The 24332-nt window shown below is 59.8% G+C and carries 20 protein-coding genes; 4 read left to right on the top strand and 16 right to left on the bottom strand.

The annotated features are described in order from the left end of the window. Window positions 1-155: 155 nt before the first annotated feature. The 11 genes from AC07V4_RS16790 to AC07V4_RS16740 form a co-directional block, all read right to left on the bottom strand. Window positions 156-929 carry a 3-hydroxybutyrate dehydrogenase gene (locus AC07V4_RS16790; protein ID WP_492637533.1) on the bottom strand — a complete coding sequence of 258 codons (774 nt, stop codon included), beginning with the start codon at window positions 927-929 and terminating at the stop codon, window positions 156-158. A 7-nt stretch (window positions 930-936) separates the two neighbouring features. Next, complete coding sequence (locus tag AC07V4_RS16785; protein WP_282396931.1) at window positions 937-2328, bottom strand: GntP family permease; 1392 nt, start codon at window positions 2326-2328, stop codon at window positions 937-939. 292 nt (window positions 2329-2620) lie between these two features. Beyond that, window positions 2621-4012, bottom strand: a complete 1392-nt coding sequence (locus AC07V4_RS16780) for a sigma-54 interaction domain-containing protein (protein WP_492637532.1) — start codon at window positions 4010-4012, stop codon at window positions 2621-2623. Then, window positions 4009-5574 (bottom strand): ABC transporter ATP-binding protein, encoded by a 1566-nt coding sequence (locus AC07V4_RS16775; protein WP_492637531.1) that lies wholly within the window; start codon window positions 5572-5574, stop codon window positions 4009-4011. The genes AC07V4_RS16780 and AC07V4_RS16775 overlap by 4 nt, the downstream gene beginning before the upstream one ends. Before the next feature lie 10 nt (window positions 5575-5584). Then, window positions 5585-6607 carry an ABC transporter permease gene (locus tag AC07V4_RS16770; RefSeq protein WP_492637530.1) on the bottom strand — a complete coding sequence of 341 codons (1023 nt, stop codon included), beginning with the start codon at window positions 6605-6607 and terminating at the stop codon, window positions 5585-5587. Beyond that, a complete protein-coding gene (locus AC07V4_RS16765; RefSeq protein WP_492637529.1) occupies window positions 6607-7668 on the bottom strand; it encodes a microcin C ABC transporter permease YejB in 1062 nt (353 codons plus the stop codon). Before AC07V4_RS16765 ends, AC07V4_RS16770 begins: the two co-directional genes overlap by 1 nt. Next, complete coding sequence (locus AC07V4_RS16760; RefSeq protein WP_492637528.1) at window positions 7668-9527, bottom strand: extracellular solute-binding protein; 1860 nt, start codon at window positions 9525-9527, stop codon at window positions 7668-7670. Before AC07V4_RS16760 ends, AC07V4_RS16765 begins: the two co-directional genes overlap by 1 nt. A 130-nt stretch (window positions 9528-9657) precedes the next feature. Next, window positions 9658-9939 (bottom strand): peptidylprolyl isomerase, encoded by a 282-nt coding sequence (locus AC07V4_RS16755; protein ID WP_431753212.1) that lies wholly within the window; start codon window positions 9937-9939, stop codon window positions 9658-9660. Window positions 9940-10445: 506 nt separating this feature from the next. After that, the gene (locus AC07V4_RS16750; protein WP_492637527.1) at window positions 10446-11294 is read right to left on the bottom strand and encodes a response regulator transcription factor; all 849 of its coding nucleotides are present in this window, start codon (window positions 11292-11294) and stop codon (window positions 10446-10448) included. 68 nt (window positions 11295-11362) lie between these two features. After that, window positions 11363-12778, bottom strand: coding sequence for an aminotransferase (locus AC07V4_RS16745; RefSeq protein ID WP_492637526.1), 1416 nt, complete (start codon window positions 12776-12778; stop codon window positions 11363-11365). 25 nt (window positions 12779-12803) lie between these two features. Then, the gene (locus AC07V4_RS16740; RefSeq protein ID WP_492637525.1) at window positions 12804-13904 is read right to left on the bottom strand and encodes a polyamine ABC transporter substrate-binding protein; all 1101 of its coding nucleotides are present in this window, start codon (window positions 13902-13904) and stop codon (window positions 12804-12806) included. 186 nt (window positions 13905-14090) lie between these two features. Here AC07V4_RS16740 and AC07V4_RS16735 point away from each other — a divergent pair, with 186 nt between their 5' ends. Continuing rightward, window positions 14091-14912 (top strand): aldo/keto reductase, encoded by an 822-nt coding sequence (locus tag AC07V4_RS16735; protein ID WP_492637524.1) that lies wholly within the window; start codon window positions 14091-14093, stop codon window positions 14910-14912. Window positions 14913-15123: 211 nt separating this feature from the next. Here AC07V4_RS16735 and AC07V4_RS16730 read toward each other — a convergent pair whose 3' ends face one another. Continuing rightward, window positions 15124-15453, bottom strand: a complete 330-nt coding sequence (locus AC07V4_RS16730) for a DUF6388 family protein (RefSeq protein WP_492637523.1) — start codon at window positions 15451-15453, stop codon at window positions 15124-15126. 10 nt (window positions 15454-15463) lie between these two features. After that, a complete protein-coding gene (locus tag AC07V4_RS16725) occupies window positions 15464-15742 on the bottom strand; it encodes a hypothetical protein (RefSeq protein ID WP_492637522.1) in 279 nt (92 codons plus the stop codon). Between the two features lie 322 nt (window positions 15743-16064). Here AC07V4_RS16725 and AC07V4_RS16720 point away from each other — a divergent pair, with 322 nt between their 5' ends. Continuing rightward, entirely contained in the window at window positions 16065-18140 is a 2076-nt protein-coding gene (locus tag AC07V4_RS16720; RefSeq protein ID WP_492637521.1) for an EAL domain-containing protein, read from the top strand. Here the strand turns inward: AC07V4_RS16720 and AC07V4_RS16715 are convergent. Genes AC07V4_RS16715 through AC07V4_RS16705 form a run of 3 tightly spaced genes read right to left on the bottom strand, consistent with a single transcriptional unit; the run spans window position 18137 to window position 21414 of the window. After that, a complete protein-coding gene (locus tag AC07V4_RS16715) occupies window positions 18137-18979 on the bottom strand; it encodes a metal-dependent hydrolase (RefSeq protein ID WP_492637520.1) in 843 nt (280 codons plus the stop codon). The two genes, AC07V4_RS16720 and AC07V4_RS16715, sit on opposite strands and share 4 nt — an antisense overlap. Before the next feature lie 15 nt (window positions 18980-18994). After that, a complete protein-coding gene (locus AC07V4_RS16710; RefSeq protein WP_492637519.1) occupies window positions 18995-19885 on the bottom strand; it encodes an SDR family NAD(P)-dependent oxidoreductase in 891 nt (296 codons plus the stop codon). Continuing rightward, on the bottom strand, window positions 19882-21414 hold the full coding sequence (locus AC07V4_RS16705; RefSeq protein WP_492637518.1) for a flavin-containing monooxygenase: 1533 nt from the start codon (window positions 21412-21414) through the stop codon (window positions 19882-19884). Before AC07V4_RS16705 ends, AC07V4_RS16710 begins: the two co-directional genes overlap by 4 nt. A gap of 277 nt (window positions 21415-21691) precedes the next feature. Here AC07V4_RS16705 and AC07V4_RS16700 point away from each other — a divergent pair, with 277 nt between their 5' ends. Then, window positions 21692-22690 carry an alpha/beta fold hydrolase gene (locus AC07V4_RS16700; RefSeq protein ID WP_492637517.1) on the top strand — a complete coding sequence of 333 codons (999 nt, stop codon included), beginning with the start codon at window positions 21692-21694 and terminating at the stop codon, window positions 22688-22690. Between the two features lie 318 nt (window positions 22691-23008). Continuing rightward, window positions 23009-24289: an alkane 1-monooxygenase gene (locus AC07V4_RS16695; protein WP_492637516.1), complete on the top strand. Its 1281-nt coding sequence runs from the start codon at window positions 23009-23011 to the stop codon at window positions 24287-24289. The last annotated feature ends 43 nt before the right edge of the window (window positions 24290-24332 follow it).

The following is a 24332-nucleotide window of genomic DNA, read 5'->3' as shown; positions in this document are numbered from 1 at the left end:
GTCTCTTATTTTTGTACAGATCTTCCAAACAATAGAGTTCCAATGTGGGAGGGGGCTTGCCCCCGATAGCAATGGGTCAGTAATCAATGTGTTAACTGATACACCGCCATCGGGGGCAAGCCCCCTCCCACAGTTTTAATCTCCAGTGTCTGGTTTTATTGAGCCAGCCAGCCTCCATCGATGTTCCACGCGGCGCCACGCACCTGGCTGCCGGCTTCGCTGCACAGGAACAAGACGAGTTCGCCCAGCTGCGGTGGTGTCACGAACTCCAGTGACGGCTGCTTCTCGGCCAGCAGGTCATGCTGCGCCTGCTGCGGGTCCACGCCGCTGGCGGCACGATCATCAATCTGCTTCTGCACCAGCGGCGTCAGCACCCAACCCGGACAGATGGCGTTGCAGGTGACGTTGCTGGTGGCCGTCTCCAGGCCCACCACTTTGGTCAGGCCGATCACACCGTGCTTGGCTGCCACATACGCCGCCTTGCCCACCGAACCGACCTGGCCGTGCACCGATGCGATGTTGACGATGCGCCCCCAGCCCTTGGCCTTCATCCCCGGCAAGCTCAAGCGAGTGCTGTGGAACACCGAGGACAGGTTGATGGCGATGATCGAATCCCAGCGCTCCACCGGGAAGTCTTCCACGGCGGCCACGTGCTGGATGCCGGCATTGTTCACCAGGATATCCACGCCGCCGAATTCACGCTCGGCGTAGGCGAGCATGTCGGCGATCTGCGTCGGGTCGCTGACGTCCGCCGGGTGATGGCCGACCTTGCCGCCGAACGCCTGCACCTGGGCGATCACCGCGCTGGCGTCGCCGAAGCCGTTGAGGATCAGGTTGGCGCCGGCCTTGGCCAGGCTCAGTGCGATGCCCAAACCGATGCCACTGGTGGAGCCGGTAACCAGGGCGGTCTTGCCATTCAAAGTCGTCATACAAACCTCACACAATGCCGGTGGCGTAGAAAGTACCGATCACCACGAACACCGCGAGGGTCTTGATGATCGTGATGCCGAAAATGTCCTTGTAGGCTTCGCGGTGGGTCAGCCCGGTGACCGCCAGCAGCGTGATCACCGCGCCGTTGTGGGGCAGGGTGTCCATGCCACCGCTGGCCATGGCCGCGACCCGGTGCAGCACTTCAAGGGGGATATTGGCCGCATGGGCCGCCGAAATAAAGCTCTCGGACATGGCGGCCAGGGCGATGCTCATGCCGCCGGACGCGGAACCGGTGATGCCGGCCAGCAGGGTGACGGTAATCGCTTCGTTGACCAGTGGGTTGGGGATGCCCTTGAGCCAGTCCGCCAGCACCAGGAAACCCGGCAGTGAGGCGATCACTGCACCGAAGCCGTACTCCGACGCGGTGTTCATCGCCGCCAGCAAGGCGCCGCTGACTGCGCTTTTGCTGCCTTCGGCGAGCTTGCTTTTGATGGCTGACCAGCCGAATACCAACACCATCAAGATGCCCACCAGCAGCGCAGCCTGTACCGCCCAGATCGCGGTGAGTTTGGCGATTTCGGTCGTCACGGGGGCGCTCATGCCTGGCAGGCTGAGGCTGTGGGTCTTGCCGTACCACTGAGGGATCCAGTGGGTGAACAGCAGGTTCATCACACCCACCAGAATCAGCGGAGACAGCGCGATCCAGGGGTTGGGCAGCGTAAGGTTTTCGGCGGTTTCCGGCTCGTTGCGCAACTCGGTGCCATAGCCTTCACCGGCACGCTGCGCTTTGTTGCGCTGGCGCGCCAGGTAGAGCATGCCGGTGCAGAACACGAAGATCGTGCCGATCAAGCCCAGCCACGGCGCGGCCCAGGCGGTGGTGTTGAAGAACGTGCTGGGGATGATGTTCTGGATCTGTGGTGTGCCGGGCAGGGCGTCCATGGTGAACGAGAACGCGCCGAGGGCGATGGTCGCCGGGATCAGGCGCTTGGGGATATTGCTCTGGCGGAACATCTCTGCGGCAAACGGGTACACCGCAAACACCACCACAAACAGCGACACGCCGCCATAGGTGAGCAGGGCGCAGACCAGCACAATCACCAGCATGGCCTGGCGCGTGCCAAGCAAACGGATCGCGGCGGCAACGATAGAGCGCGAGAACCCCGACAGTTCGATCAACTTGCCGAACACCGCGCCAAGCAAGAACACCGGGAAATACAGTTTGATGAAACCGACCATTTTCTCCATGAACACCCCGGTAAAGGCAGGGGCGACAGCGGACGGGTCGGTCAGCAGTACCGCGCCGAGGGCGGCAATGGGGGCAAACAGGATCACGCTGTAGCCACGGTAGGCAGCCAGCATCAGCAGCGCCAGGGCTGCGAGGGCAATGATCACACTCATGGTGTGTCTCCAGATTGTTATTTTTGTGGGGTGGTGCTTTGAAGAAGAGCTATAGCGAGATGTGTGCCAATACTCTAACTTATTGAAATATATTGATAATTTCTAATACTCGAGCAGAAAGTCTCAAGATTGTCTCTATTTAGAGACAAATGAGGGGCAAATGTGGGAGGGGGCTTGCCCCCGATGAGGGAGTGTCAGTTGATAGATGGGTGGCTGACACACTGCCATCGGGGGCAAGCCCCCTCCCACATTAGATAGTCTCTTTATGGAGATATACATCTCTATCCTGAGACTATGCGATACCCAGCGCCACCATCTTCTTGTATAGCGTCGACCGCCCAAGCCCCAATCGCCTGGCTGCCTCCACCACATTCCCATCGCTGGCTTTCAAGGCGGCCCCGATCACATGCCGGTCAAACCGCTCCCGTGCAGCACTGAACGATTCACCCTCGAGGGCCCGCACCGTTCCGTGCTCCACTGGGCTGAACGTGCCAATCGCGGCGCGAATATCCTCGGCATTCAACACCAGGGCATCACTCAGCAAGGCCGCCCGCTCGAGCACATTGCGCAGCTCACGGATGTTCCCCGGCCAGGCGTGCTGTGCCAATAAAACCAATGCTTCGGGATCGAGTTCGTGCTGGCTGCGCAGTTCCTCAAGAATCGCTTCGCTCAGCGCCGGGATGTCCTCCAGGCGTTCGCGCAACGGCGGCACTTGGATGGGCAGCACGTTCAGTCGGTAATACAAGTCCGCACGGAACTCACCGCGCTTGATGGCTGCCTCCAGATCCAGGGAGGTGGCGGCAATCACCCGCACATCGCTGTGCAGCATCTCGTTGGAGCCGACCGGTTCGTATTCTTTTTCCTGCAGCACCCGCAGTAATTTGCTTTGCAGCGGCAGCGGCATGTCGCCGATTTCATCGAGGAACAGCGTACCGCCCTGGGCGATTTGCAGTTTACCGGGGCGACCCTTGCGATCCGCGCCGGTAAAGGCGCCGGGCGCGGTGCCGAAGAATTCGGCTTCCAGCAGATCAGCGGGAATCGCCGCGCTGTTGATACTGACAAAGGCTTTATGCGCACGGTTTGAGGCGCCGTGAATTGCCTGGGCGAGCAGTTCCTTGCCAGTGCCGGTTTCCCCGAGCAGCAACACCGGTGACTCGGCGCTCGCGCTGCGGCGTGCCCGGCGTTTGACCTCCAGGCTGGCGGCGCTGGTGCCGATAAAGTGGGCGAAGTTGTATTTGCTCTGGCGCTTGCGCAGCAGCGAGCGGGTGGACGCCAGCTCTTGCTGCATGCTCAGGTAGCGCTCGATCATCGGTGACAGGTTGCGCAGCTCATCGAACAGCGCAAAACCAATCGCCCCGATCACCGCGCCGGCATCGTCATGAATCGGCAGGCGCATCACCACCAGTGGGCCTTTGGGTGTGTCCTGGATGTCCAGCAGAATCGGCCGGTCGGTGCGCACCACCTGGCGCAACAGGCTATTGGAGATCACCTTTTCACAAGGCTGGCCAATGGCGTCGTCGGCGCTCTCAAGGCCGAAACGCTTGGCGTAGCGCTCGTTCATCCACACGATATTCGCGTCGCGGTCGACAATCACCGTGCCCTCGCTGGACTGCTCGATGATCTCGAACAGCGACTGGATGGCCAGGCCGCGAACCTGTTGGTAATCCTTGAGACTGGTGTTCATGGCTGTGCGGCCGCGAGCAGTTCCTGGGTGTACGGATGCTGCGGTGACTCAAATACAGCGTGGCTCGCGCCGCGCTCCACCACCTTGCCATCCTTGACCACGATCATGTCGTGGGCCATGGCACGCACCACCGCCAGGTCATGGCTGATGAACAGGTAAGTCAGGCCGTACTTCTCCTGAAGTTCGCGCAGCAAGGCCACCACTTGCTTCTGCACGGTTCGATCCAGCGCCGAGGTAGGCTCGTCCAGCAGCATCAGCGCGGGCTTGAGCACCAAGGCCCGGGCGATGGCGATGCGTTGGCGCTGGCCCCCGGAAAACTCATGGGGGTAACGGTGTCGACTCTCAGGGTCGAGGCCCACATCCTTGAGCACCTGGATCACTTGGGCATCGCGATCTTCCAGGCTGCAGGGGGCATGGACCTCCAGGCCTTCACTGATGATCTGTTGCACCGACATGCGCGGGCTCAGGCTGCCATAAGGGTCCTGGAACACCACCTGCATCTGCTTGCGCCAGGGGCGCATCTGCCGAGGGTTCAACGGGTCGAGGGCTTCGCCCTGGAAACGGATGCTGCCACTGGATTCCAGCAAACGCAGGATCGCCTGGCCCAATGTGGACTTGCCCGAACCGGACTCGCCGACGATTCCCAGGGTTTTGCCACGCTGCACACTGAGGCTGATGCCATCGACCGCACGCAGATAGGTCTTGCGCCGAAACAACCCGCCACCGAGGGGGAACTGCACGGTCAAGTCGTCCACTTGCAATACCGTCTCGCGCTCATCACTGCACAGCGCCGTACCGACGGGCTCGGCATCCAGCAGCAGGCGGCTGTAAGGGTGGTGCGGGGCGCTGAACAAGGTTTGGCAGTCGGCCTGCTCGACAATTTCCCCGGCACGCATCACGCACACGCGCTGGGCAATGCTGCGCACCAGGTTGAGGTCGTGGCTGATCAACAGCAGCGACATGCCCAGGCGCTTTTGCAGCGACTTGAGCAGCAACAGGATCTTGCGCTGCACGGTGACGTCCAGCGCGGTGGTCGGTTCGTCGGCGATCAGCAGTTCCGGCTCGCAGGCCAAGGCCATGGCGATCATCACCCGTTGGCGCTGGCCACCGGAGAGTTGATGCGGGTAAGCCTTGAGCCGCTCCTGGGGCTTCTGGATGCCTACCAGTTCGAGCAGCTCGAGGATGCGCGCCTGCGCCGCTTTGCCGCCCAGACCCTTGTGCAGCAGCAGGGTTTCGCCGATCTGCTTTTCGATGCTGTGCAGCGGGTTGAGGGAGGTCATCGGCTCCTGGAAGATCATCGCGATACGGTTGCCACGCAGCTTTTGCAGGGTGGCAGTCGAAGCGCCGATCAGCTCTTGGCCGCGATATTTCACGGAGCCGGTAGTTTGCGTACCGGCTTCGGGCAACAGTTGCAAAATCGAATGGGCCGTCACCGACTTGCCGGAGCCCGATTCACCCACCAGCGCCAGGCACTCGCCGGGGCGTACATCCAGGCTCAGGTTGCGCACCACGGTCTGGCCACTGAAGGCGACACTGAGGTCGCGGATTTCGATCAGGTTCATAGGGAGTCACTCATGAACGTGGGTCGAAGGCATCACGTAATGCCTCGCCGATAAAGACCAGCAGCGACAGGATCAGCGCCAAGGTGAAAAACGCCGTCAGCCCCAACCAGGGCGCCTGCAGGTTCTGCTTGCCCTGGGCGATCAACTCGCCCAGCGACGCGCTGCCTGCGGGCATGCCGAAGCCGAGGAAATCCAGGGCGCTCAGGGTAGAAATCGCGCCAGTGAGGATGAACGGCAAATAGCTCAAGGTCGCCGTCATGGCGTTGGGCAGGATATGCCGGCGAATGATCTTGCCATCGCCCAGCCCCAGCGCCCGCGCGGCCTTGACGTACTCCAGGTTACGCCCGCGCAGGAACTCGGCACGTACTACGTCCACCAGCGCCAGCCAGGAAAACAGCGCCATGATCCCCAGCAACCACCAGAAGTTAGGCTCGACAAAGCCTGACAGGATGATTAGCAGGTACAGCACCGGCAGCCCGGACCACACTTCAAGGATGCGCTGGCCGACCAGGTCGACCCAGCCGCCGTAATAGCCTTGCAGCGCACCGGCGGCAATGCCGATGACGGCGCTGATGGCGGTGAGTGCCAGGGCAAACAGAATCGACACCCGTGCGCCGAAGATCACCCGCGCCAGCACATCCCGCGCCTGGTCATCGGTGCCCAGCCAGTTCACCGACGACGGCGGGCTGGGGGCAGGGCGGGTCAGTTCATAGTTGGGCGTGTCGTCGCTGAACGGGATCGGCGGGAACAACATCCACCCGCCGTCCTGCTTGATCAGCTTTTGCACGTAGTCACTGCGGTAGTCGGCCTGGAACGGCAGTTGCCCGCCGAACTGCTGTTCGGTGTAGCGCTTGAACACCGGGAAATACAGCTCGTTCTTGTAGCTGAGGGCCAAGGGCTTGTCATTGGCAATCAGCTCACCGCCCAGGGTCAGGATAAACAGCCCGATAAACAGCCACAGTGACCACCAGCCGCGCCGGTTCTTCTTGAATCGCTCGAAACGCCGGCGGGCCACTGGAGAGAGATTCAGCATCAGGCGTTCCTCGCGGCAAAGTCGATACGCGGGTCCACCAGGGTGTAACAGAGGTCACCGATGAGTTTTATCAAGAGCCCGAACAGGGTGAAGATAAACAGCGAGCCGAACACCACCGGGTAATCCCGGGAGAGGGCGGCTTCGTAGCTCATGCGGCCCAGGCCGTCGAGGGAAAAGATCACCTCGATCAGCAAGGAGCCTGCGAAGAACACCGCGATAAACGCCTGGGGAATGCCGGAGATCACCAGCAGCATGGCATTGCGAAAGACATGCCCGTACAGCACGCGTTTTTCGCTCAGGCCTTTGGCGCGGGCGGTCACCACGTACTGGCGGGTGATTTCATTGAGGAACGAGTTTTTGGTGAGGATGGTCAAGGTCGCGAACCCGCCGATGACCAACGAAGTCACGGGCAGCACCAGGTGCCAGAAGTAGTCGGCGATCTTGCCCACGGTGCTCAGTTCTTCGAAGTTCTCCGAGACCAGCCCGCGCACCGGGAACCAGTTCAGCGAAGTGCCACCGGCGAACACCACAATCAGGAACATCGCAAACAGAAACGCCGGCATTGCATAGCCGATCACGATGGCCGTGCTGCTCCATACGTCAAAACTGCTGCCGTGGCGTACCGCCTTGCGAATGCCCAGGGGGATCGACACCAGGTAGGTGATCAAGGTGGCCCACAGGCCCAACGAAATGGTCACCGGCATCTTTTCCAGGATCAGGTCGATCACGGTCTTGCCGCGAAAGAAGCTGTTGCCGAAATCCAGCTTCGCGTAGCTCGTGAGCATCAGCCACAGGCGTTCCGGTGCCGGCTTGTCGAAGCCGTATTGTTTCTCGATGTCCTTGATCAGTTTCGGGTCCAGGCCACGGCTGGCGCGGGAGCCCGTGCCAGCACCGTCACCGCCGGAGCCGCCGACGCCACCACCGCCAATCCCTTGCAGGTGGGCAATGGCCTGTTCCACCGGGCCACCAGGGGCGGCCTGCACGATCACAAAATTCACCAGCAGGATGATCACCAGCGTCGGGATGATCAGTAGCAGGCGCCGCACGATATAAGCAAACATCAGCGTGCACCTCCGCGTTTTTTCAATTCGGCGTTCATCTGCTCATTGGTCAAGGGGGTTGGGCTGATTTCCCACCAGGTTTCCAGGGCTTCGTCGTTCTTGGCCTCGATGGCCGGGCGTCCGAAGCGGTTCCACCACGCCGCCGAGGTGCCGGGCGGGTAGAAGTTGGGGATCCACAGGTAATTCCATTGCAACACGCGGTCCAGGGCGTGGGCGTAAGTGAGCATCTGCGCTTGGGTGTTGGCCTTGACCAGACCCTTGATCAGGCTGTCGACTGCCGGGTCCTTGAGCACCGTGTAGTTGTTGGCGCCGGGATCAAAGGCGGCGGCCGAGCCAAAATAGTTGTACAGCTCCATCCCCGGTGAGGTGGTGACCGGGAACCCGGCGACGATCATGTCGTAATCCCGTGCCATGACCCGGTTCACATATTGGGAGGAGTCGATACGTCGGATATTCAGGGTTATGCCGATCTGCGCCAGGTTGCGTTTGTATGGCAGCAATAGGCGTTCTATGCCGCCTTGGGCATTGAGGAAGGTGAACTCCAGTGGCTCGCCGGCGGCGTTAACCAGTTTGTCGCCCTCCGGTTTCCAGCCGGCTTGCTCCAGCAAGGCCAGGGCTTGCAACTGCTTGTCACGGATCATGCCGCTGCCATCGGTGACCGGTGCCTTGAATACCTGGGTGAATACCTCGTCGGGAACCTGGCCGCGCAACGGTTCAAGAATGGCCAGTTCGTCTTTTGTAGGCGGCTGGCTGGCGGCCAACGGGCTATTGGAGAAGAAGCTCTGCTGGCGGATGTACATATTGCGCATCATCTGCCGGTTGGCCCATTCGAAGTCCCACAGCATCGCCAGGGCCTGGCGCACGCGGCGGTCCTTGAACATCGGTTTTTGCACGTTGAACACGTAGCCCTGGGCCGGTTGCGGCATCTCCCTGGCCAAGTGGGCGCGTTGCAGACGACCGTCGTCCAGTGCCGGGCCGTTATAGCCGATGGAATAGCCGGTGGCGGAGAACTCGCGGTTGAAGTCATAGGCGCCGCCGCGCAGCACCTGGCGCGCCACTTCGGTGTCGCCGAAGTATTCCAGGCTCAGGTGATCGAAGTTGTACAGGCCTCGGCTGACGGGGAGGTCCTTGCCCCACCAGTCGGGATCACGGGTAAAGGTGATGGTGCTGCCGGAGTCGATCTTGCTGACGGTGTACGGGCCGCTGCCCAGCGGGGCTTCGTAACCACCGCCGTTGGCGAAGTCGCGGGTCTTCCACCAATGCTCGGGGAACACCGGCAGGGTGGCGATATCCAGGGGCAGGGTGCGGTTTTCATTGCTGGAAAAGTCAAAGCGCACCTGGCGCTCGCCTTCGACTTCGACGTGCTTGACGTCGGCGAACAGCGTTCGGAAGCGCAGGCTGCCTTGGGTCATCAGCAGATCGAAACTGTAGCGCACGTCTTCGGCGGTGATGGGCTTGCCATCGGCAAAGCGCGCCTTGGGGTTGAGGTAAAAGCGCAGGGACAATCCGTCCTCGGCGCGCTCCATCTTCTCTGCCACCAGGCCATACACCGTGTAGGGCTCATCCAGGGAGCGCTGGGCCAGGGGCGCATAGAGCCAGCCGTCGACCTGGGACACACCGATGCCCTTGTCGATATAGGGCAACACATGGTCGAAGCGCCCGATTTCCAGCGCCGAGCGCCGTAGGCTGCCGCCCTTGGGGGCCTCGGGGTTGGTGTAGTCGAAGTGGGTGAAGCCAGCGGGGTACTTGGCCGGTTCGCCGTATACCGTGAGGTAAGTCTGCGGAGCCGCGATCACGGCGCTGCTGGCCAGCAACAGGGCCAAGGAGGTACTGAGCAGTCTGGAAAAAGCCAATCGCATTATCAGCCTTGAACACCGGATGAAGAATAATAGGGATTTGTACGCTAACGGCATCCGTGTCGCCAGTCATCACATGCACAACGGCCCACCAAGAGGCGGGCCGTTGTTTATCGCACCAGCGCGGACTGGATCAGTCCTGGCGGCTGGTGACTTCCAGCAGGTGGTAGCCGAACTGGGTCTTTACCGGGCCTTGCACGGTGTTGACCGGGGCGCTGAACACGACGGTGTCGAATTCCTTGACCATCTGGCCTGGACCGAACGAACCCAGGTTGCCGCCGTCGCGGCTGGATGGGCAGCTGGAGTTGGCTTTGGCGATTTCTGCGAAATCAGCGCCGCCTTCGATTTGGGCTTTCAGTTCGTTGCACTTGGCTTCAGTGGACACGAGGATGTGACGGGCGGTGGCTTTGGCCATGGGAGTAACTCCTTGAATGAAAAGGGTGAGCCTACCGGATTCAGGCGATTATTTGTTGGCAAAGTTCCGGTGGATTGCCTGAGCGGTCCTCGGCCTATACACAACGTTGGATGGCGCACTGGACCTGTGGGAGGGGGATTGCGTAGGAGCAGGCTTGCCAGCGATTGCTATGTGCTAGGCGCTAGAGGTTTTTGGGCGGGGTACATATCCATTGCTGCGGCCGCGGCGGCTTAGGGTTCCGCTCTTACAGCGGGTCACTTTTGGAAGAGCGCCAAAAGTAACCAAAAACGCTTCGCCCCACCACTCGGCACCTCGCTTAGGCTCGGTGTGCCCGAACGCAGGCTTGAATCCGTGGGCCGCCGTCATGGGCCATCCCTGGCCCAGGACGGCTAACCCGGCGTCCTGCCGGGTTACCCACGGATTCAAGCCTGCGTTCGGCCAGCGTGGTTGATGGGGCGCTTGAGATCAAAGTCAAAAACGAAGCAAAGCAAAGCCGCGTTAGTAGCTTAAGCCCGGGCCATGGCACCGCTACGGGTCAGCCACTCGATGAACAGGGCGAACAGTTCGGCCTGGGAGTTGATGGCCAGCTTGGTGTACAGGTTCTTGCGGTGCATGCGCACGGTTTCCGGGGAAATGCCCAGCACTTGCGCAGTGGATTTCACCGAGTGACCGCGCAGGATCAAGTGGGCAATTTCGCGTTCGCGTACGGTGAGCACGCCGTTGCCAAAGCCCATGAACGCGGCTTCGATCTGTTGGTGGGCCTGAGTCTGGGTGAATGCCTCGTCGCTGATCACCTTGGCCAGGCCACCCGTGGTGCCGAAGCGACGTAGCAGTTCGCGGACCATGGCCTGGGTCGATTGCTGCAGCGCCAGTTGCGCGTCGCTGAACTGTCCGGCGCTCAGGCCCTGGAACATGCACAGGGAGATTTTGCTTTGGGGGCACAGGTCGACGATGTAGTAGCTCTCCTGGGCGCCGCCGCTACGCAGGTAGTAGGTCTTGTAGTACTCACTGTTGAAGAAATCGTCCGGGGCGATCTGGGCCAGATGGTAGAAACCTTCGGCCAGGCCCTTGTCTACCGCCAGGCAGAATGGGTCCAACAAATAGCCTCGGGAAAAGTAGCGGTGGATGATTTCATCCTGATAAGCCCGGGGAATGCCCTGTTGATACAGCAGGTGCGGCGGCAAGCCCTGACGCTCCAGGCTGATCATCATCGATTCAATGGGGGTGAGCGTGCACAGCGCCCTGGCCAGGTGTTCGAGAAACGACGACTCGTCCACGTGGATAAAGGCCTGGGCCAGGGCTTGATGCCAGGCTTCAAGTTCGTCGAGGGTCGGGGTAGGGCTGGCTGTGGTCATGGCCGCCAGTCTACCCGCGGGGCCGTGCCCAGGCAAAAACGCCGAGACAGGCTCGGCGTGGTGTTTCATCAGTCGTGGTACTCGCCGCTCTGGCGTAATTCTGCGGCGGTTTCGAGGATGCATTGGCGTAGCGTCTCCACCACTTCATCCACCTGGGCGTGGCTGATGATCAACGGTGGCGACATCACGTTCAGATGGCCGATGGGCCGCACCAGCAAGCCTTTGGCCTGGGCGCGCAGGTGGATTTTCTCGCCAATGTTCACCGCCTCTGGCAGCAGCGCCTTGCTGCGCTTGTCCGCCACGAACTCGATGCAGGCCATCAACCGTTGGCAGCGAATATCCCCGACCAGGGGTAAGTCGGCCAGGCTCTGCAGGCGCTGTTCCAGGTACACGCCCACGTCCTCTACATGGGCCAGCAGGTTTTCCCGCTCAATAATCTCGATATTCTTCAGTGCTGCCACGCAACTGACCGGGTGGCCGCTGTAGGTAAAGCCGTGGGTAAAGCAGCGGCCCTTGCCTGGCTCGCCGATCACCTGCCAGATCCGATCGGAAAAAATGCACGCACCCAGTGGCAAATAACCGGAAGTCAGGCCCTTGGCGGTGGTGATGATGTCCGGCTGCATGCCGAACACGTCCTCGGACGCAAAGAATGCACCGAGACGCCCGAACGAGGTGACGACTTCGTCGGCGACGTAGAGCAGGTCATAGCGCTGGCAGACTTCCCACATACGACGGTGGTAACCCTTGGGCGGGATGATCACGCCGCCGGAGCCCATGATTGGCTCGGCGAAGAACGCCGCCACATTGTCCGGGCCGAGTGCCAGGATCTTGTCTTCGAACTCGCTCACTAGGAAACCGAGGAAATCACTTTCGCTCATCCCCTCCGGTGCCCGGTAGTAGTTTGGGCAGGAGATGTGGTGGAACAGGTCACTCATGAAGTCGAATTCGGGGGCGCGGTCGGCGGCCTTGTTGCCGATGGACATCGTCAGGAATGTGCTGCCGTGATAGGCGCCCAAGCGCGAAATGATGTGTTTTTTGGTCGGCTTGCCCCGGCTGTTCTGGTAGTACTGCACCAGCCGATAAGCCGTGTCCACCGCGGTAGAACCACCGGTGGTGAGGAACACATGGTCAAGGTCGCCGGGGGCCAGGCTGGCGAGTTTGGCGCACAGCTCGATGGCCGTGACGTTGGCCATGTCACAGAACGGATTGGAGTACGCCAACTGGCGCACCTGATGGGCAATCGCATCGGCCATTTCCTCGCGGCCCAGGCCGATATTGGTACACCACATGCCACCGACGGCATCCAGGTAGCGATTGCCATGGGTGTCGTAGATATAGGCGCCGTTACCCGCTGCGATATTCAGCGAACCCTGTTCACGGTGTTCATCGAACATATGGAAACCGTGCATGTAGTGGGCTTTGTCGGCGGCGTCCAGCTTGGCGTGGTCGAACTGGGCGAAGAAAGCGGGATTTGGCAGAGTCATGGCATTTACCTTCAATGGCTGGGGGTTACTTGCCGGTCTTCACGGCATTCCAGGTACGGGTGATCAGGCGCACGGCGGCCTGGGGCTGACTTTTTTGCGTGAATAGGCGCTGCATCGTCGCCGGGTCGGGATAGATGGCCGGGTTGTCGCGGATATCCGCGTTGACCAGGGGCTTTGAAGCCAGGTTGCTGTTGGCGTAATGGATGGTGTTGCTGACGCCGGCCATGGTGCTGGGTTGCAGCAGGAACTCGATGAACTTATGGGCATTCGCCACATGGGGCGCATCGGCAGGAATGTAGAAATTATCGAACCAGATCAACGAGCCTTCCTTGGGGATGAAGTAATCCAACTTGACGTTGGCCCCGGCTTCCGTCGCCCGTGCCTGGGATGTGGCGTAGTCGCCGGACCAGGTAGTGGCCAGGCACAAGTCACCGTTGGCCAGGCCATTGATGAAACCGCTGGAGTCGAATTTGCGGATGTAGGGACGCACCGCCATCAGCACGTCCTGGGCGGCTTTGAGATCCTTGGGAGCGACGCTGTTGGGGTCTAGGCCGAGATAGGTCAGGGCCAGGGGAATCATGTCGGTGGGGGAATCCATGAAGGTGATGCCGCAGTCGGCAAACCGGGACACGACCTTGGGGTCGAAGATCATCGCCAGGGAGCCGAGGGGGGCGTCCGGCATACGCGCCTTGATCATGTCGACGTTGTAGGTCACGCCGTTGCTGCCCCAGGTATAAGGTGCCGAATAGGTAACGCCGGGGTCGTGCGCCTCCAGGCTTTTGAGTACCAGTGGGTCGAGGTTTTTCCAGTCGGGCAATCGGGATTTATCCAGGGCCTGGAATACGTTGCCTTTGATCAGCAGCGGTACCAGGGAGGCATTGAGCAATGTCAGGTCATAACCGGAGCGCCCCGAAAGCAGTTTTCCCTGCACGGTTTCGTACGAATCGTAGGTGTCGTAGACCACCTTGATACCGGTGGCTTTCTCGAAGTCAGCCAAGGTGGTGTCGCCGATGTAGTCCGCCCAGTTGTAGATGCGCAAGGTGTTGTCCGGGGCATCGGCGGCATGGCTCAAGGTTGCCGAGGCCAGCAAGGCGGCACTGAACAGAGCGATGAAGGTTTTCTGCATGGGAACCCACCTATCTTGTGCTTGTTATCAGGCTGAGGGACTGATAGCACTGTCAGGCAGGACGAGGAGGGGCGCCATAACCCGTTCGGGTAGGGTTCAGGTCAGGACGATGGGAGCCTACTTGATGGAACCCTTTTGTCCAGTCAGTGCCACACTCTAGACCCGTGTACTCATCAGGAGATTGTCATGCGTACCATTGATCTGGCTGGCGTGCCTGTGCCGGTCATCGGCCAGGGAACCTGGCGCATGGGCGAAAAACCGGACCAGCGCCGTGCCGAAGTCGCGGCGCTGCAATTGGGCATCGACGAGGGCATGACCCTGATCGATACCGCCGAAATGTATGGCGAGGGCGGCGCCGAAACGGTGGTCGGCGAAGCCATTCGCGGCAAGCGTGACCACGTGTTCCTTGTCAGCAAGGTCTATCCGCACAACGCCAGCCATAAAGGCGTTCCCCGTGCCTGCGAAGCCAGCCTCCAACGCCTGGGCACCGACTACATTGACCTGTACCTGCTGCACTGGCGTGGCCAATACCCTCTTGAAGAAACCGTTGAAGCGTTCGAACGCCTGCGCGAAGCCGGCAAGATCGGCCGTTGGGGGGTGTCCAATTTTGATGTCGCGGACCTGCAGGAACTGGCATCCCCGGCCTGCGCCACCAACCAGGTGCTCTACAACATTGAAGAGCGTGGTATCGAATTCGACCTGCTGCCGTGGTGGCAGCAACACCATTTGCCCTTGATGGCTTACTGTCCGATCGCTCAAGGCGGTGAGCTGTTGTCCAGCCCTACGCTCAAGCAAATTGCCCATCGTCATGAGGTGACACCTGCACAGGTTTCCCTCGCTTGGGTCCTGCGTCAGGACGGTGTGATTGCCATCCCGAAAGCCGTCACGCCCGAACACGTGCGCCTCAATGCTAGCGCCGCGCAACTGGTGTTGGATGAGCATGATCTGGACGCGATCGACCGCGTATTCGGGGCACCTAAACGTAAGCATCCACTGGCGATGGTGTAGCCCTTCAGAGGCAGGAACGACGCCTTCCCTTGCGGCCGTTCCTGCATCAATTGAACCTAGCCGGCCACTGGATTACGCAATTACCCAGGCATTGCTGGCCTGCGTTACGTTGTGCATTGGCGGTGGACCCCGAGCGACGCGACGTGAGCGTGGCTGAGCTGCGCGAAGTCATTGGCCGTGACCGGTTTCACTGGTTGCTGTAGGGCGTGGGTCAAGTAGCCAAGTCATGCAGTTGGCAGTACTCGACCCAATCCAACCCGGCCATCTGTGCGACTTCCTTGTGTACTTCCAGGCGTTGGGCCTCGAAGTCTTCGGTGGATTGCGCCGTCAGCTTGAGGGTCAGTTCCCAAGCGAATAGGTTCAGGCGCTCGGCCTCTGCTTCGAAGGCTTCATGCAGGCGTTCGGCACGATATTGTGCAAGGGTTTCGCCCCTGGCCTGAGCAGCCAGTGGGTTGAGGCTGTCTAGCTGAGTGACGAGTTGTGGGTGTTCGCGCAGGAACCGATCCAGGGCGAGTTGATGCTTATCGTCGGGTGCTGACAAGAGGTGCACCTTAGTGGGAGCGACGGGGCTCGGTATCGGACGAGTGTCGGCTGATATGACGTCGAGCGCGCTTGTTGGACTTGCGGCGAATCCAGTTTTGCAACGGTGCCAGCAAGAAAAACATCAGGTAAGCCGCGAGTACCAGGGTCAAGTCGATCCAGGTTTCAGCGACAGGCCCGGTAAAAAGCTCAATGACGTTTTTGATAATGAATAACAACGCCACGCTGCACAGCCACAGCACAATGGTGATGCAGATGGGGCGCATACTGTTTGAGCGTTTGTCTTGCATAGTAAGCCTTACTCCTGAGTGCCTGCTTCCGTTCCAGACAACATTCCCTGAGTGGGTCACCCGGGCTTTACCCCGGCTGTCACATCCATTAACGCGCAGAAAGGCGCGGATAATACCGACTCAGATCAGATTAGGGGGCAGATCCTGTCGGAAAGTTCGATATTTCATCTTCGAACAAGCGTAGCAAATGGGCATGCGCAGCCTAAATAAATCCCGGTATATGGCAAAAGGCTTTCGCTCACGCTATCAGGACGTGTAGCGTTACCTCGTGTTTCCGGCCCTGATTACCAGTGGCAGCGAGTGACAGGCAGAGGGACAGGTCATGGCGCAAACGCTGTTTAAACTTTTCCTTACTCAACGCCTGGCCGACCTGGCAAGCACGGAGTCGTTGCGGGCGATTCGTGAGGGGTTGCTGTGGATCTTGCCGTGCCTGTTGGTGTCTGCCTCCTTCCTGATCCTGTCCGAGTGTGCCGGGGTGCTCGGGTTTGACCCCCAGGTGGTGGGCTTCCTGGCAGGGCTGCACAATCAGATAAGCTCGGTTATCCCGCTGCTGGTGGCCGCATCCATTGGGTACATGCTGGCGATTCGGTATCGCCTGCCACAGTTGCCGATCGCTTTCCTGTGCCTTGCCCACGTGGTGGTGGCGACCTTCGTCCTGCGCGAGTATCCGCGGGCCTCGGCCACCTTCGTGCTGTTCATCGCCATTGCGTCACCGCTGATCAATGTACCGGCCATCGCCTGGCTGCATCGCTTTCGTTGGACGCGCCTGGTCAACGAGGACCTCGTCGGCCACAACCTTCGGGGCACCATCAACATGGTGCTGCCTGGCGCAATCACCGCGCTCACATTGGTGGTGGTGTTGTCGTTGCTGCTGCAGGTTCCTTATGTGGCCCAGCTCCAAGGCCCTCAGGTGCTCGATGCGCTGCAAACGCCATACGGCAGCGGGTTGTTCGTGACCCTGATGAATTCGTTGCTGTGGTTTTTCGGCATTCACGGCGTGTATGCCATGCAGCCGCTATTCGATGTACTGGACCAGGCCGTGGTGCTCAACGGGGCTTCGCAGGCGGCGGGTGAGCCGATTCTATATCTGCTCAACAGCGGTCTACTGGGGTCTTTCGCATTTATTGGTGGGTCGGGCGCGACGCTGTGCCTGCTGTCGGCGATCCTGCTGTTTTCCAAGAGCCAGTCCATGCGGTTGCTGGCCATTGCCAGCTTGCCGCTGTCGTTGTTCAACGTCAGCGAGGTGCTGTTGTTTGGATTGCCGATCATCCTCAACCCGCGCTTGTTCATTCCGTTTTTGCTGGTACCTGCGCTCAATACCATGGTGGCTTTGGCGGTGGTGCAATTGGGTTGGGTGTCACCGGCGGTGGCCAGCGTACCGTTTACTGCTCCCGTGATGCTCAATGCCTACCTGAGCACCCATGGCGACATGGCGGCGGTGGTGCTGCAATTGGTGCTCCTGGGCTTGGGTACCCTGATATATGCACCGTATGTGCGGGCGATTCATCGCCAGTCCAGTGAGGGGGGGACGGTGTATCTCAAGTCCCTGGACATGACGTTTCGCGGCCTTGAAGAAAAGGGTCGACTGCTGGAATTCGACCCGGTGCTCGCGTCTCATCGCAGCGCGGCACGCCAGGCTGTGGAGTTCAGTCGGATTCAGCAGATCAGCGATTACGAGTTTTACCTGGAGTTCCAGCCGCAGGTTTCCACTCGCACCGGCCTATGCACCGGTTGTGAAGCCCTGATGCGAGCACGGGACAATCAGGGCACGGTGCACTCGCCCTGGGAGTTCTTGCAATGGCTGGCGCAGGCTCGATTGATGCCTGATGTGGATGTATGGGTGGCCTCCCAGGCTGTACGCCAGTACCAGCAATGGAAGAAGGTTGGCTTTGAGTTACCGATGACCATCAATATTTCCAGTGTGACGCTGACCCACGCCGCCTATGGTGATCGCCTGGTGGAAATCCTGGCCCAGGCCCACGGGCAGGTGTCGGTGGAAATCACGGAAGACGCTCTGGTCGGCGACATCCAGGCCACGCGCCAGACCATCCAGAAGTTGCAAACGATCGGCGCCAAGGTCTATCTCGATGACTTTGGCACTGGGTTTTCGGCGTTGAGTTATCTGCACCAGTTTCCCGTGGATTTCATCAAGATCGATCGCAGCTTTGTGGTTGCCCAACGCGATCCCAAAGGGGCTCAGGTGCTGACTGGCATGTTGCGCTTCTGCGAGGCGCTGAACCTGGGAGTGGTGGTCGAGGGAGTGGAGACCGCCGAGCAGTTGGCGTTCTTGAATACCGGTACCGAGTTGTTTATTCAAGGCTGGTATTTCAGTAAAGCGCTGCCCGGCGAACAGGTGCCGCACTTTGTACGCGAACGTAAAGTGTTGGGCGGAGCCTAGGCTGACTCATAGCCGCGTTGAGTCCGCTCTATTTCGTCGAGCAGGCTATCGATACCTGCCAAGCGTGCGCGATTGTCATGATCCCAAGGATGAAAGCCCGGTTTGAAATAGTGCAGCCATGGCCGCAGCATTCGCGGGAATACGCCACTGGGGCCATATAAAAACTTGAGCATGCGCCAGAAGCCTTTCAGATAGCCGCCTGACGTGCGATCGGCCAGCAACAGGCGCAGGTGGAAATCAAAGGCCACCAGCCAGAACAGCACGGTGGTGGTCAGCATGGTCCCGGTGCGCAGCAGGTAGCGCAGGGGGCCGGGCTTGATCACGGTGTTCCACACATCGAATGCCACCGCTTTGTGTTCGGTCTCTTCGAGCGCGTGCCAATACCACATCTGCCGGTAGCCCTTGAGCGAGTCGCCAAAGCGTGACGGGTCGCTCAGCAGAATCTCCGCGAGCATCGCGGTGTAGTGCTCAAGGGCGATGGTTACGGCCAGGTTGAAAGAGGGCGGCAGGTGTTTTTTCTGCAGGTCGAGGATGAACTTGAGGCGCCGGTCGAGGGTGTGCGCCGGTAAGCCGGCCGCTTGCAACAGGTCGTTGTAGGCCACATGTTCGCGGCTGTGCATGGCCTCCTGGCCGATGAACCCCTGTATCTCCGCTTTCAGGGCCGGATCGTCAATCTGCGAGCGGTAGTGGCGCACACTGTCCATGAAAAACAGTTCGCCCTGGGGAAACAGCAACGACAAGGCATTGAAGAAGTGGGTGATGAACGGGCCTTGTTCGTGCCAGTTCTTGATACGCTCGGCGGGCAAGGCAAAGCGGATATCGCGGCGGATCGGCAGCATGGTGCGTTCTCCTGTTCAGTGGCGAGGCTCGTCATGGGTTTCGAATACCGGCGTGGGTGGTTTTGGCGCCATGCGTTTACTGGCCAATACCACCAGTGCTTGATAGGCCGCCGGCAAGCAACGGGCTAGCAGGTCGAGGAAGTAGGCATCGCGCCCGATCAGCACGCGGCGTTTGTTTTTGCGTACGCCTTGCAGGATCACTTTGGCCGCCTGGTCGGCGTCGGTGATGAACAACTTTTCAAAATCGGCACGGGCCTGTTGTTCGCTGTGGATGAGGAAACCGGTCATGTTGGCGTCGATGCGGCTGCTCCGACAGATATCAGTACGAATTCCTCCGGGGTGCACGCAGGTGGCCGAGACGCCGCAGCGCTGCAGGTCGAGTTCCTGGCGCAGAGACTCGGTGAAGCCACGCACGGCAAACTTCGTGGCGTTGTAGCCACTCATGCCGGGCTGAGCGAACAGGCCGAACACGCTGGACGTGTTGATCACATGCCCATCGCCGCTGGCTTTGAGGTGTGGCAGGAATGCCTTGGTGCCGTACACCACGCCCCAGAAGTTGATGTCGACGATCCACTCCAGGTCGGCGTAGTCCACGCCTTCCACAGTGCTCGACAGCGCCACTCCGGCGTTGTTGAAGATCAGGTTGACCTGGCCATGCTCGGCGATGCACTGCGTGGCCCATGCCTCGACCGCTTGGCGGTCGGACACATCCAGCACCTGGGTTGTGATCGTCACGGGTGACAACGTTGACGTCTTGATCAGCGTCAGCGTCTGCTCCAGGCCCTGGCTGTTTTTATCCGCGAGCGCCAGATGACAACCCTCCCGCGCCAGGGCCAAAGCCAGTGCGCGGCCCATGCCGGATGCCGCACCGGTGATTGCCGCCACGCGGCCATTGAATGATTTCATGTCAGGCTGCCTTCAGTGTTGGGGTAGGCCGTTGGCACAGGATGAGGCGCGGGCGGCGCCAGGCGGGCGATATAGTCCTTGAGTGCAAAATGCCGAGTGACTTGCTTGAAGCGCCAGGTCGAACCGGGCCACAAGGTGGTGTTCTTGCCGGTGCGCGGGTCGAGGTACCAGCTCTGGCAGCCGCCGGTGTTCCAGATGGTGCGCTTGAGATTGTCCTGCAGCTGTCGGTTGTAGGCTTCTTCTACGGCGGGTTTGACGTCCACGGTGGCGATGCGATGGTGCTGCATCTGTTTCAACGCATCCAGGATGTAGGTGACCTGGGCCTCGATCATCAGAATCATTGAATTGTGGCCCAACCCGGTATTGGGGCCGACGATCAGGAACAGGTTCGGGTAGCCCGGCACGGTGGTGCCTTTGTAGGCATGGGCGCCATCGCGCCAGGTATCCAGCAGGTCGATACCGTCGCAGCCGATGATGCAGTCACGCGGCAAGGGATCTGTGGCTTGAAAGCCGGTGCCGAAGATCAGGCAATCGGCGGGGTGCTTGATGCCATCGTTGGTGATGATGCCGTCGGCTTCGATGCGCAGCACGTCGTGGGTCACCACTTCGACGTTGCTGCGCGACAACGCTGGGTAATAGTCATTGGAGATCAGAACGCGCTTGCAGCCGATGGTGTAGTTCGGCGTCAGGATTTTACGCAGGGAAGGGCGGGAGACCTGCTTATGCAGGTGGCGCAGGGCTATTTTCTGCACCATTTTCATCAGGCGCGGGTGAAGGGCGAAACCGACCACGCGACCTTCCAAGGCCCAATAAAACGCGCTGCGTACCAGCCGTTGAGTGAATGGCAGATGTTTGAACGCCCAACGCTCGATGCGCGAGATAGCTCGGTCCGGTTTGGGCATGATCCACGGCGGTGTGCGTTGGAAAAGGTCCAGATGGGCCACTTGTGGCGCAATCTGAGGTACGAACTGGATGGCACTGGCCCCGGTGCCGATCACCGCCACGCGCTTGCCCTTCAATGAATACTCGTGGTCCCACTGCTGGGAGTGGAAGCGCTTGCCCTTGAAACTGTCCAGCCCGGGTATATCCGGCAGCGCCGGGCGCGACAGGCCGCCCATGCCCGACACCAGCACCCGCGCACTGAGGTGGCGACCATTGCTGAAGCTGAGCTGCCAGCGTTGTTGCTGTTCATCGAATACTGCCCGCTGCAGGCCCATGCCAAAACGCAGGAACGGCGCCAGTTCAAAGTCTCGGGCGCAGTCTTCCAGATAGGCGCGGATCTCTGGCTGTGGTGCGAATTGCCGCGTCCAGTTTGGGTTGGGTGCAAAGGAAAATGAGTACACATGGGACTGCACGTCGCAGGCGCAGCCGGGGTAATGGTTGTCGCGCCATGTGCCGCCAAGGGTCTGGGCTTGTTCGGCGATCAGGAAGTCAGTGATTCCGGCGTCCTTGAGTTTGATCGCCATGCACAGCCCGGCGAAACCCGACCCGATGATGGCGATGTCGATGGCATCGCTGTGGGCGTTCATAGCGTGTCCTTCGTGGGCATCTGTTGTGCTCCTGTTTTTGTTTTGTCTTTTTAGATAGAACACCATTGCAAAGAAAAATTGAATTATTTATTTTAAAAAAGATTTTAAATAATCTACCTGAAAATATCGCCTACGCTAGGACCTTGTTTCACATATGCGACTTGTTCGACAGACGAGCACGGTATGCATGAGGTCTAGTTTCAAGGCATGGACGATAGCTGAAGCCTTGACCAATTCCGGTCGGGTCGCCAGCAACAGGGAAGCAGAGGACCGAGCTATGGCTGTCGAATGGGTTGTCGCTGCAGGTGTGTTGGTGGGTGCGAGTGCTGCGCTATGGGGCTTCAGCGCCTGGATGACTCGGCGTATTGAAGCGGCTGTGCCGATCAACGGGCGTTTCGTGGAGGTCGATGGCGAGCGCTTTCATTATGTAGAGGAAGGCAAGGGCCCACCGCTGGTGATGATTCACGGGCTGATGGGCAGCAGTCGCAACCTGACCTATGCCTTGTCTGGTCAGTTACGCGAGCGTTTTCGGGTCATCACGGTGGACCGTCCAGGCTCGGGCTATTCCACCCGGCATAGTGGCACTGCGGCAGACCTGCCGGCCCAGGCCCGACAAATGGCCGCGTTCATCAAGACGCTGGACCTGGATAAACCTTTAGTACTTGGGCACTCCCTCGGCGGCGCGATCTCCCTGGCGCTCGCGCTTGATCATCCTCATGCCGTCTCTGGCCTGATCCTGGTGGCACCGCTGACCCATCCTCAACGCCTGTTGCCGCTGGTGTTCTTGTCGTTGGCGGTGCGCCCGGCCTGGTTGCGACGCTGGGTTTCACACACTCTGACGATGCCTATCGGGTTGTTGACCAAGGGGGCAGTGGTGAACGGGGTGTTCGCCCCGGATGCGCCGCCGACCGACTTCGCCACGCAGGGTGGCGGACTGCTGGGTATGCGTCCTGACAACTTCTACGCCGCCTCCAGCGAGATCAATCGGGTCAACGATGACCTTCCGGAAATGGTCAAGCGTTATCCGCAGTTGAGCCTGCCCATTGGGTTGATATACGGCGCACGGGACAAGGTGCTCGACTTCCAGAAGCACGGCCAGGCCCTGGCCAGCAAGGTGCCTGGCTTGAAGCTGCAGGTGGTGGAAGGGCGGGGCCATATGTTGCCCATCACCGCCGTGGACCGTGTGGTCGCGCTGGTGGAGCAGATCGCCAAGCGCACCCGGCCCCTGGAAAGCGCCACGGTACTGCACCCGTCATTTGCCTTGGCGAGTAAATAACCTTGCAATCAAACCTGCGGATCAGCGGCGTTAATGCCTGCCCTAGACACCTGACCAAACGGCTGAAAAAGAGACTGTACGGTCACGTCAAAAAGGCGCCGAGAAACTAGTTGACGACCTAACGATTCCGCGCTATTTATTTAAAAAAATTATTTCAATGTCTAATTTGAAATAATTTTTGAAATGCCTAAGAGCGAATAGAATAATGAAAAAAACGTCTTTTATCGCATGGATGGTTTCTCGGAGGATTCACCGCTCCGTGAATCTGTTGACCGTTCAATTCTTCTCCCTGACCACCGGTCTCGTGCGGAGGTTGCCATGAATCAGTCCCTGGCCGCACCCAACGTCTGGACCGACGGCAAGCGCCACCTGTGGTGGCTCGGCATCATGCCCCTGGCAACCCCATTACTCTCTGGTACGTTAGCTATCACCACCGGTGTACAACAATTGTGGTGGGTCGGTGTCTTGGTGATATTCGGCCTGATTCCATTGATCGACGGCCTGCTGGGCGAAGATGTCAGTAACCCGCCCGAGTCCGCTGTCAGCCACCTTGAATCTCAAAGCTACTACCGCTGGATCGTGTACACCGGTGTGCTTTTCGTCATTACGTCGGTGGTGATCACCGGTTGGCTGGCGGCGGGGGGCATCGATTGGATCATCCGGGGCGGCCTGTTGCAGGCTACCGCCAATCTGGACCCGGCGAGCTGGCTGTCCCATGCCGCAAGCTACATCACTGCGCGTACTCAACTGCATGGCGAAGTGAGCTGGTTCACTTACCTGGGCATGGCAATGTCCACCGGCGCTGCGACCGGGATTGCAATCAACACCGCTCACGAGCTGGGGCACAAGCCCAAGCCACTGGAAGTGTTCCTCGCCAAGGTTACCCTGGCACCGACGTTCTACGGGCACTTCTACACCGAACACAACCGTGGTCACCACGTGCGTGTCGCCACCCCCGAAGATCCGGCCAGCTCGCGCTTGGGTGAAAGTTTCTGGGCCTTCTTGCCGCGCTCGGTGTGGTTCAGTGCCCGCTCGGCCTGGAACCTGGAACGCGAACGCCTGCGCAAACTCGGCCTGCCGGCGCTGCACTGGAAGAACGCCGTGCTCAGCGCCTGGATGTACAGCGTCGTGCTGTGGGGCGCGATGATCGTGTGGCTGGGGGCAGGGGTGATTCCATTCCTGATTATCCAGGGTATCTACGGGTTCTCGTTGCTGGAAGTAGTGAACTATGTCGAACACTACGGCCTTAAACGCCAGAAATTACCCAATGGACGTTATGAGCGTTGTTCGCCACGACACTCGTGGAACAGTAATCGGATTGTTACCAATATCTTTCTGTTCCAATTGCAGCGGCACTCCGATCATCATGCCAACCCAACACGCAGTTATCAGTCGTTGCGTCACTTTGATGAGTCACCGCAACTTCCTTATGGATACGCGAGCATGATTGTCTGGGCCTATGTGCCGTACTTGTGGCGTCGTCGTATGGACCACCGAGTACTGAAACATTATGCCGGGGACATTACCCTGACTAATCTTCAGCCGTCGCAACGTCTGAAGTACCTAGAGAAATACGCTAACAGTTCAACACCGTTTTGATGTGAGTGAACCTGTTGTTGGGGGGCTCGGGGTCTGTGTATCG

The sequence above is a fragment of the Pseudomonas sp. GW821-FHT03A09 genome (assembly GCF_059421065.1).
The sequence above is the reverse complement of the archived record's forward strand: the minus strand, read 5'-3'. Positions and strand labels throughout refer to the sequence as shown.

Coding starts and splice junctions, on each gene's coding strand:
- AC07V4_RS16790 (WP_492637533.1), bottom strand. CDS start 929: ATGACGACTTTGAATGGCAAGACCGCCCTGGTTACCGGCTCCACCAGT.
- AC07V4_RS16785 (WP_282396931.1), bottom strand. CDS start 2,328: ATGAGTGTGATCATTGCCCTCGCAGCCCTGGCGCTGCTGATGCTGGCT.
- AC07V4_RS16780 (WP_492637532.1), bottom strand. CDS start 4,012: ATGAACACCAGTCTCAAGGATTACCAACAGGTTCGCGGCCTGGCCATC.
- AC07V4_RS16775 (WP_492637531.1), bottom strand. CDS start 5,574: ATGAACCTGATCGAAATCCGCGACCTCAGTGTCGCCTTCAGTGGCCAG.
- AC07V4_RS16770 (WP_492637530.1), bottom strand. CDS start 6,607: ATGCTGAATCTCTCTCCAGTGGCCCGCCGGCGTTTCGAGCGATTCAAG.
- AC07V4_RS16765 (WP_492637529.1), bottom strand. CDS start 7,668: ATGTTTGCTTATATCGTGCGGCGCCTGCTACTGATCATCCCGACGCTG.
- AC07V4_RS16760 (WP_492637528.1), bottom strand. CDS start 9,527: ATGCGATTGGCTTTTTCCAGACTGCTCAGTACCTCCTTGGCCCTGTTG.
- AC07V4_RS16755 (WP_431753212.1), bottom strand. CDS start 9,939: ATGGCCAAAGCCACCGCCCGTCACATCCTCGTGTCCACTGAAGCCAAG.
- AC07V4_RS16750 (WP_492637527.1), bottom strand. CDS start 11,294: ATGACCACAGCCAGCCCTACCCCGACCCTCGACGAACTTGAAGCCTGG.
- AC07V4_RS16745 (WP_492637526.1), bottom strand. CDS start 12,778: ATGACTCTGCCAAATCCCGCTTTCTTCGCCCAGTTCGACCACGCCAAG.
- AC07V4_RS16740 (WP_492637525.1), bottom strand. CDS start 13,904: ATGCAGAAAACCTTCATCGCTCTGTTCAGTGCCGCCTTGCTGGCCTCG.
- AC07V4_RS16735 (WP_492637524.1), top strand. CDS start 14,091: ATGCGTACCATTGATCTGGCTGGCGTGCCTGTGCCGGTCATCGGCCAG.
- AC07V4_RS16725 (WP_492637522.1), bottom strand. CDS start 15,742: ATGCAAGACAAACGCTCAAACAGTATGCGCCCCATCTGCATCACCATT.
- AC07V4_RS16720 (WP_492637521.1), top strand. CDS start 16,065: ATGGCGCAAACGCTGTTTAAACTTTTCCTTACTCAACGCCTGGCCGAC.
- AC07V4_RS16715 (WP_492637520.1), bottom strand. CDS start 18,979: ATGCTGCCGATCCGCCGCGATATCCGCTTTGCCTTGCCCGCCGAGCGT.
- AC07V4_RS16710 (WP_492637519.1), bottom strand. CDS start 19,885: ATGAAATCATTCAATGGCCGCGTGGCGGCAATCACCGGTGCGGCATCC.
- AC07V4_RS16705 (WP_492637518.1), bottom strand. CDS start 21,414: ATGAACGCCCACAGCGATGCCATCGACATCGCCATCATCGGGTCGGGT.
- AC07V4_RS16700 (WP_492637517.1), top strand. CDS start 21,692: ATGGCTGTCGAATGGGTTGTCGCTGCAGGTGTGTTGGTGGGTGCGAGT.
- AC07V4_RS16695 (WP_492637516.1), top strand. CDS start 23,009: ATGAATCAGTCCCTGGCCGCACCCAACGTCTGGACCGACGGCAAGCGC.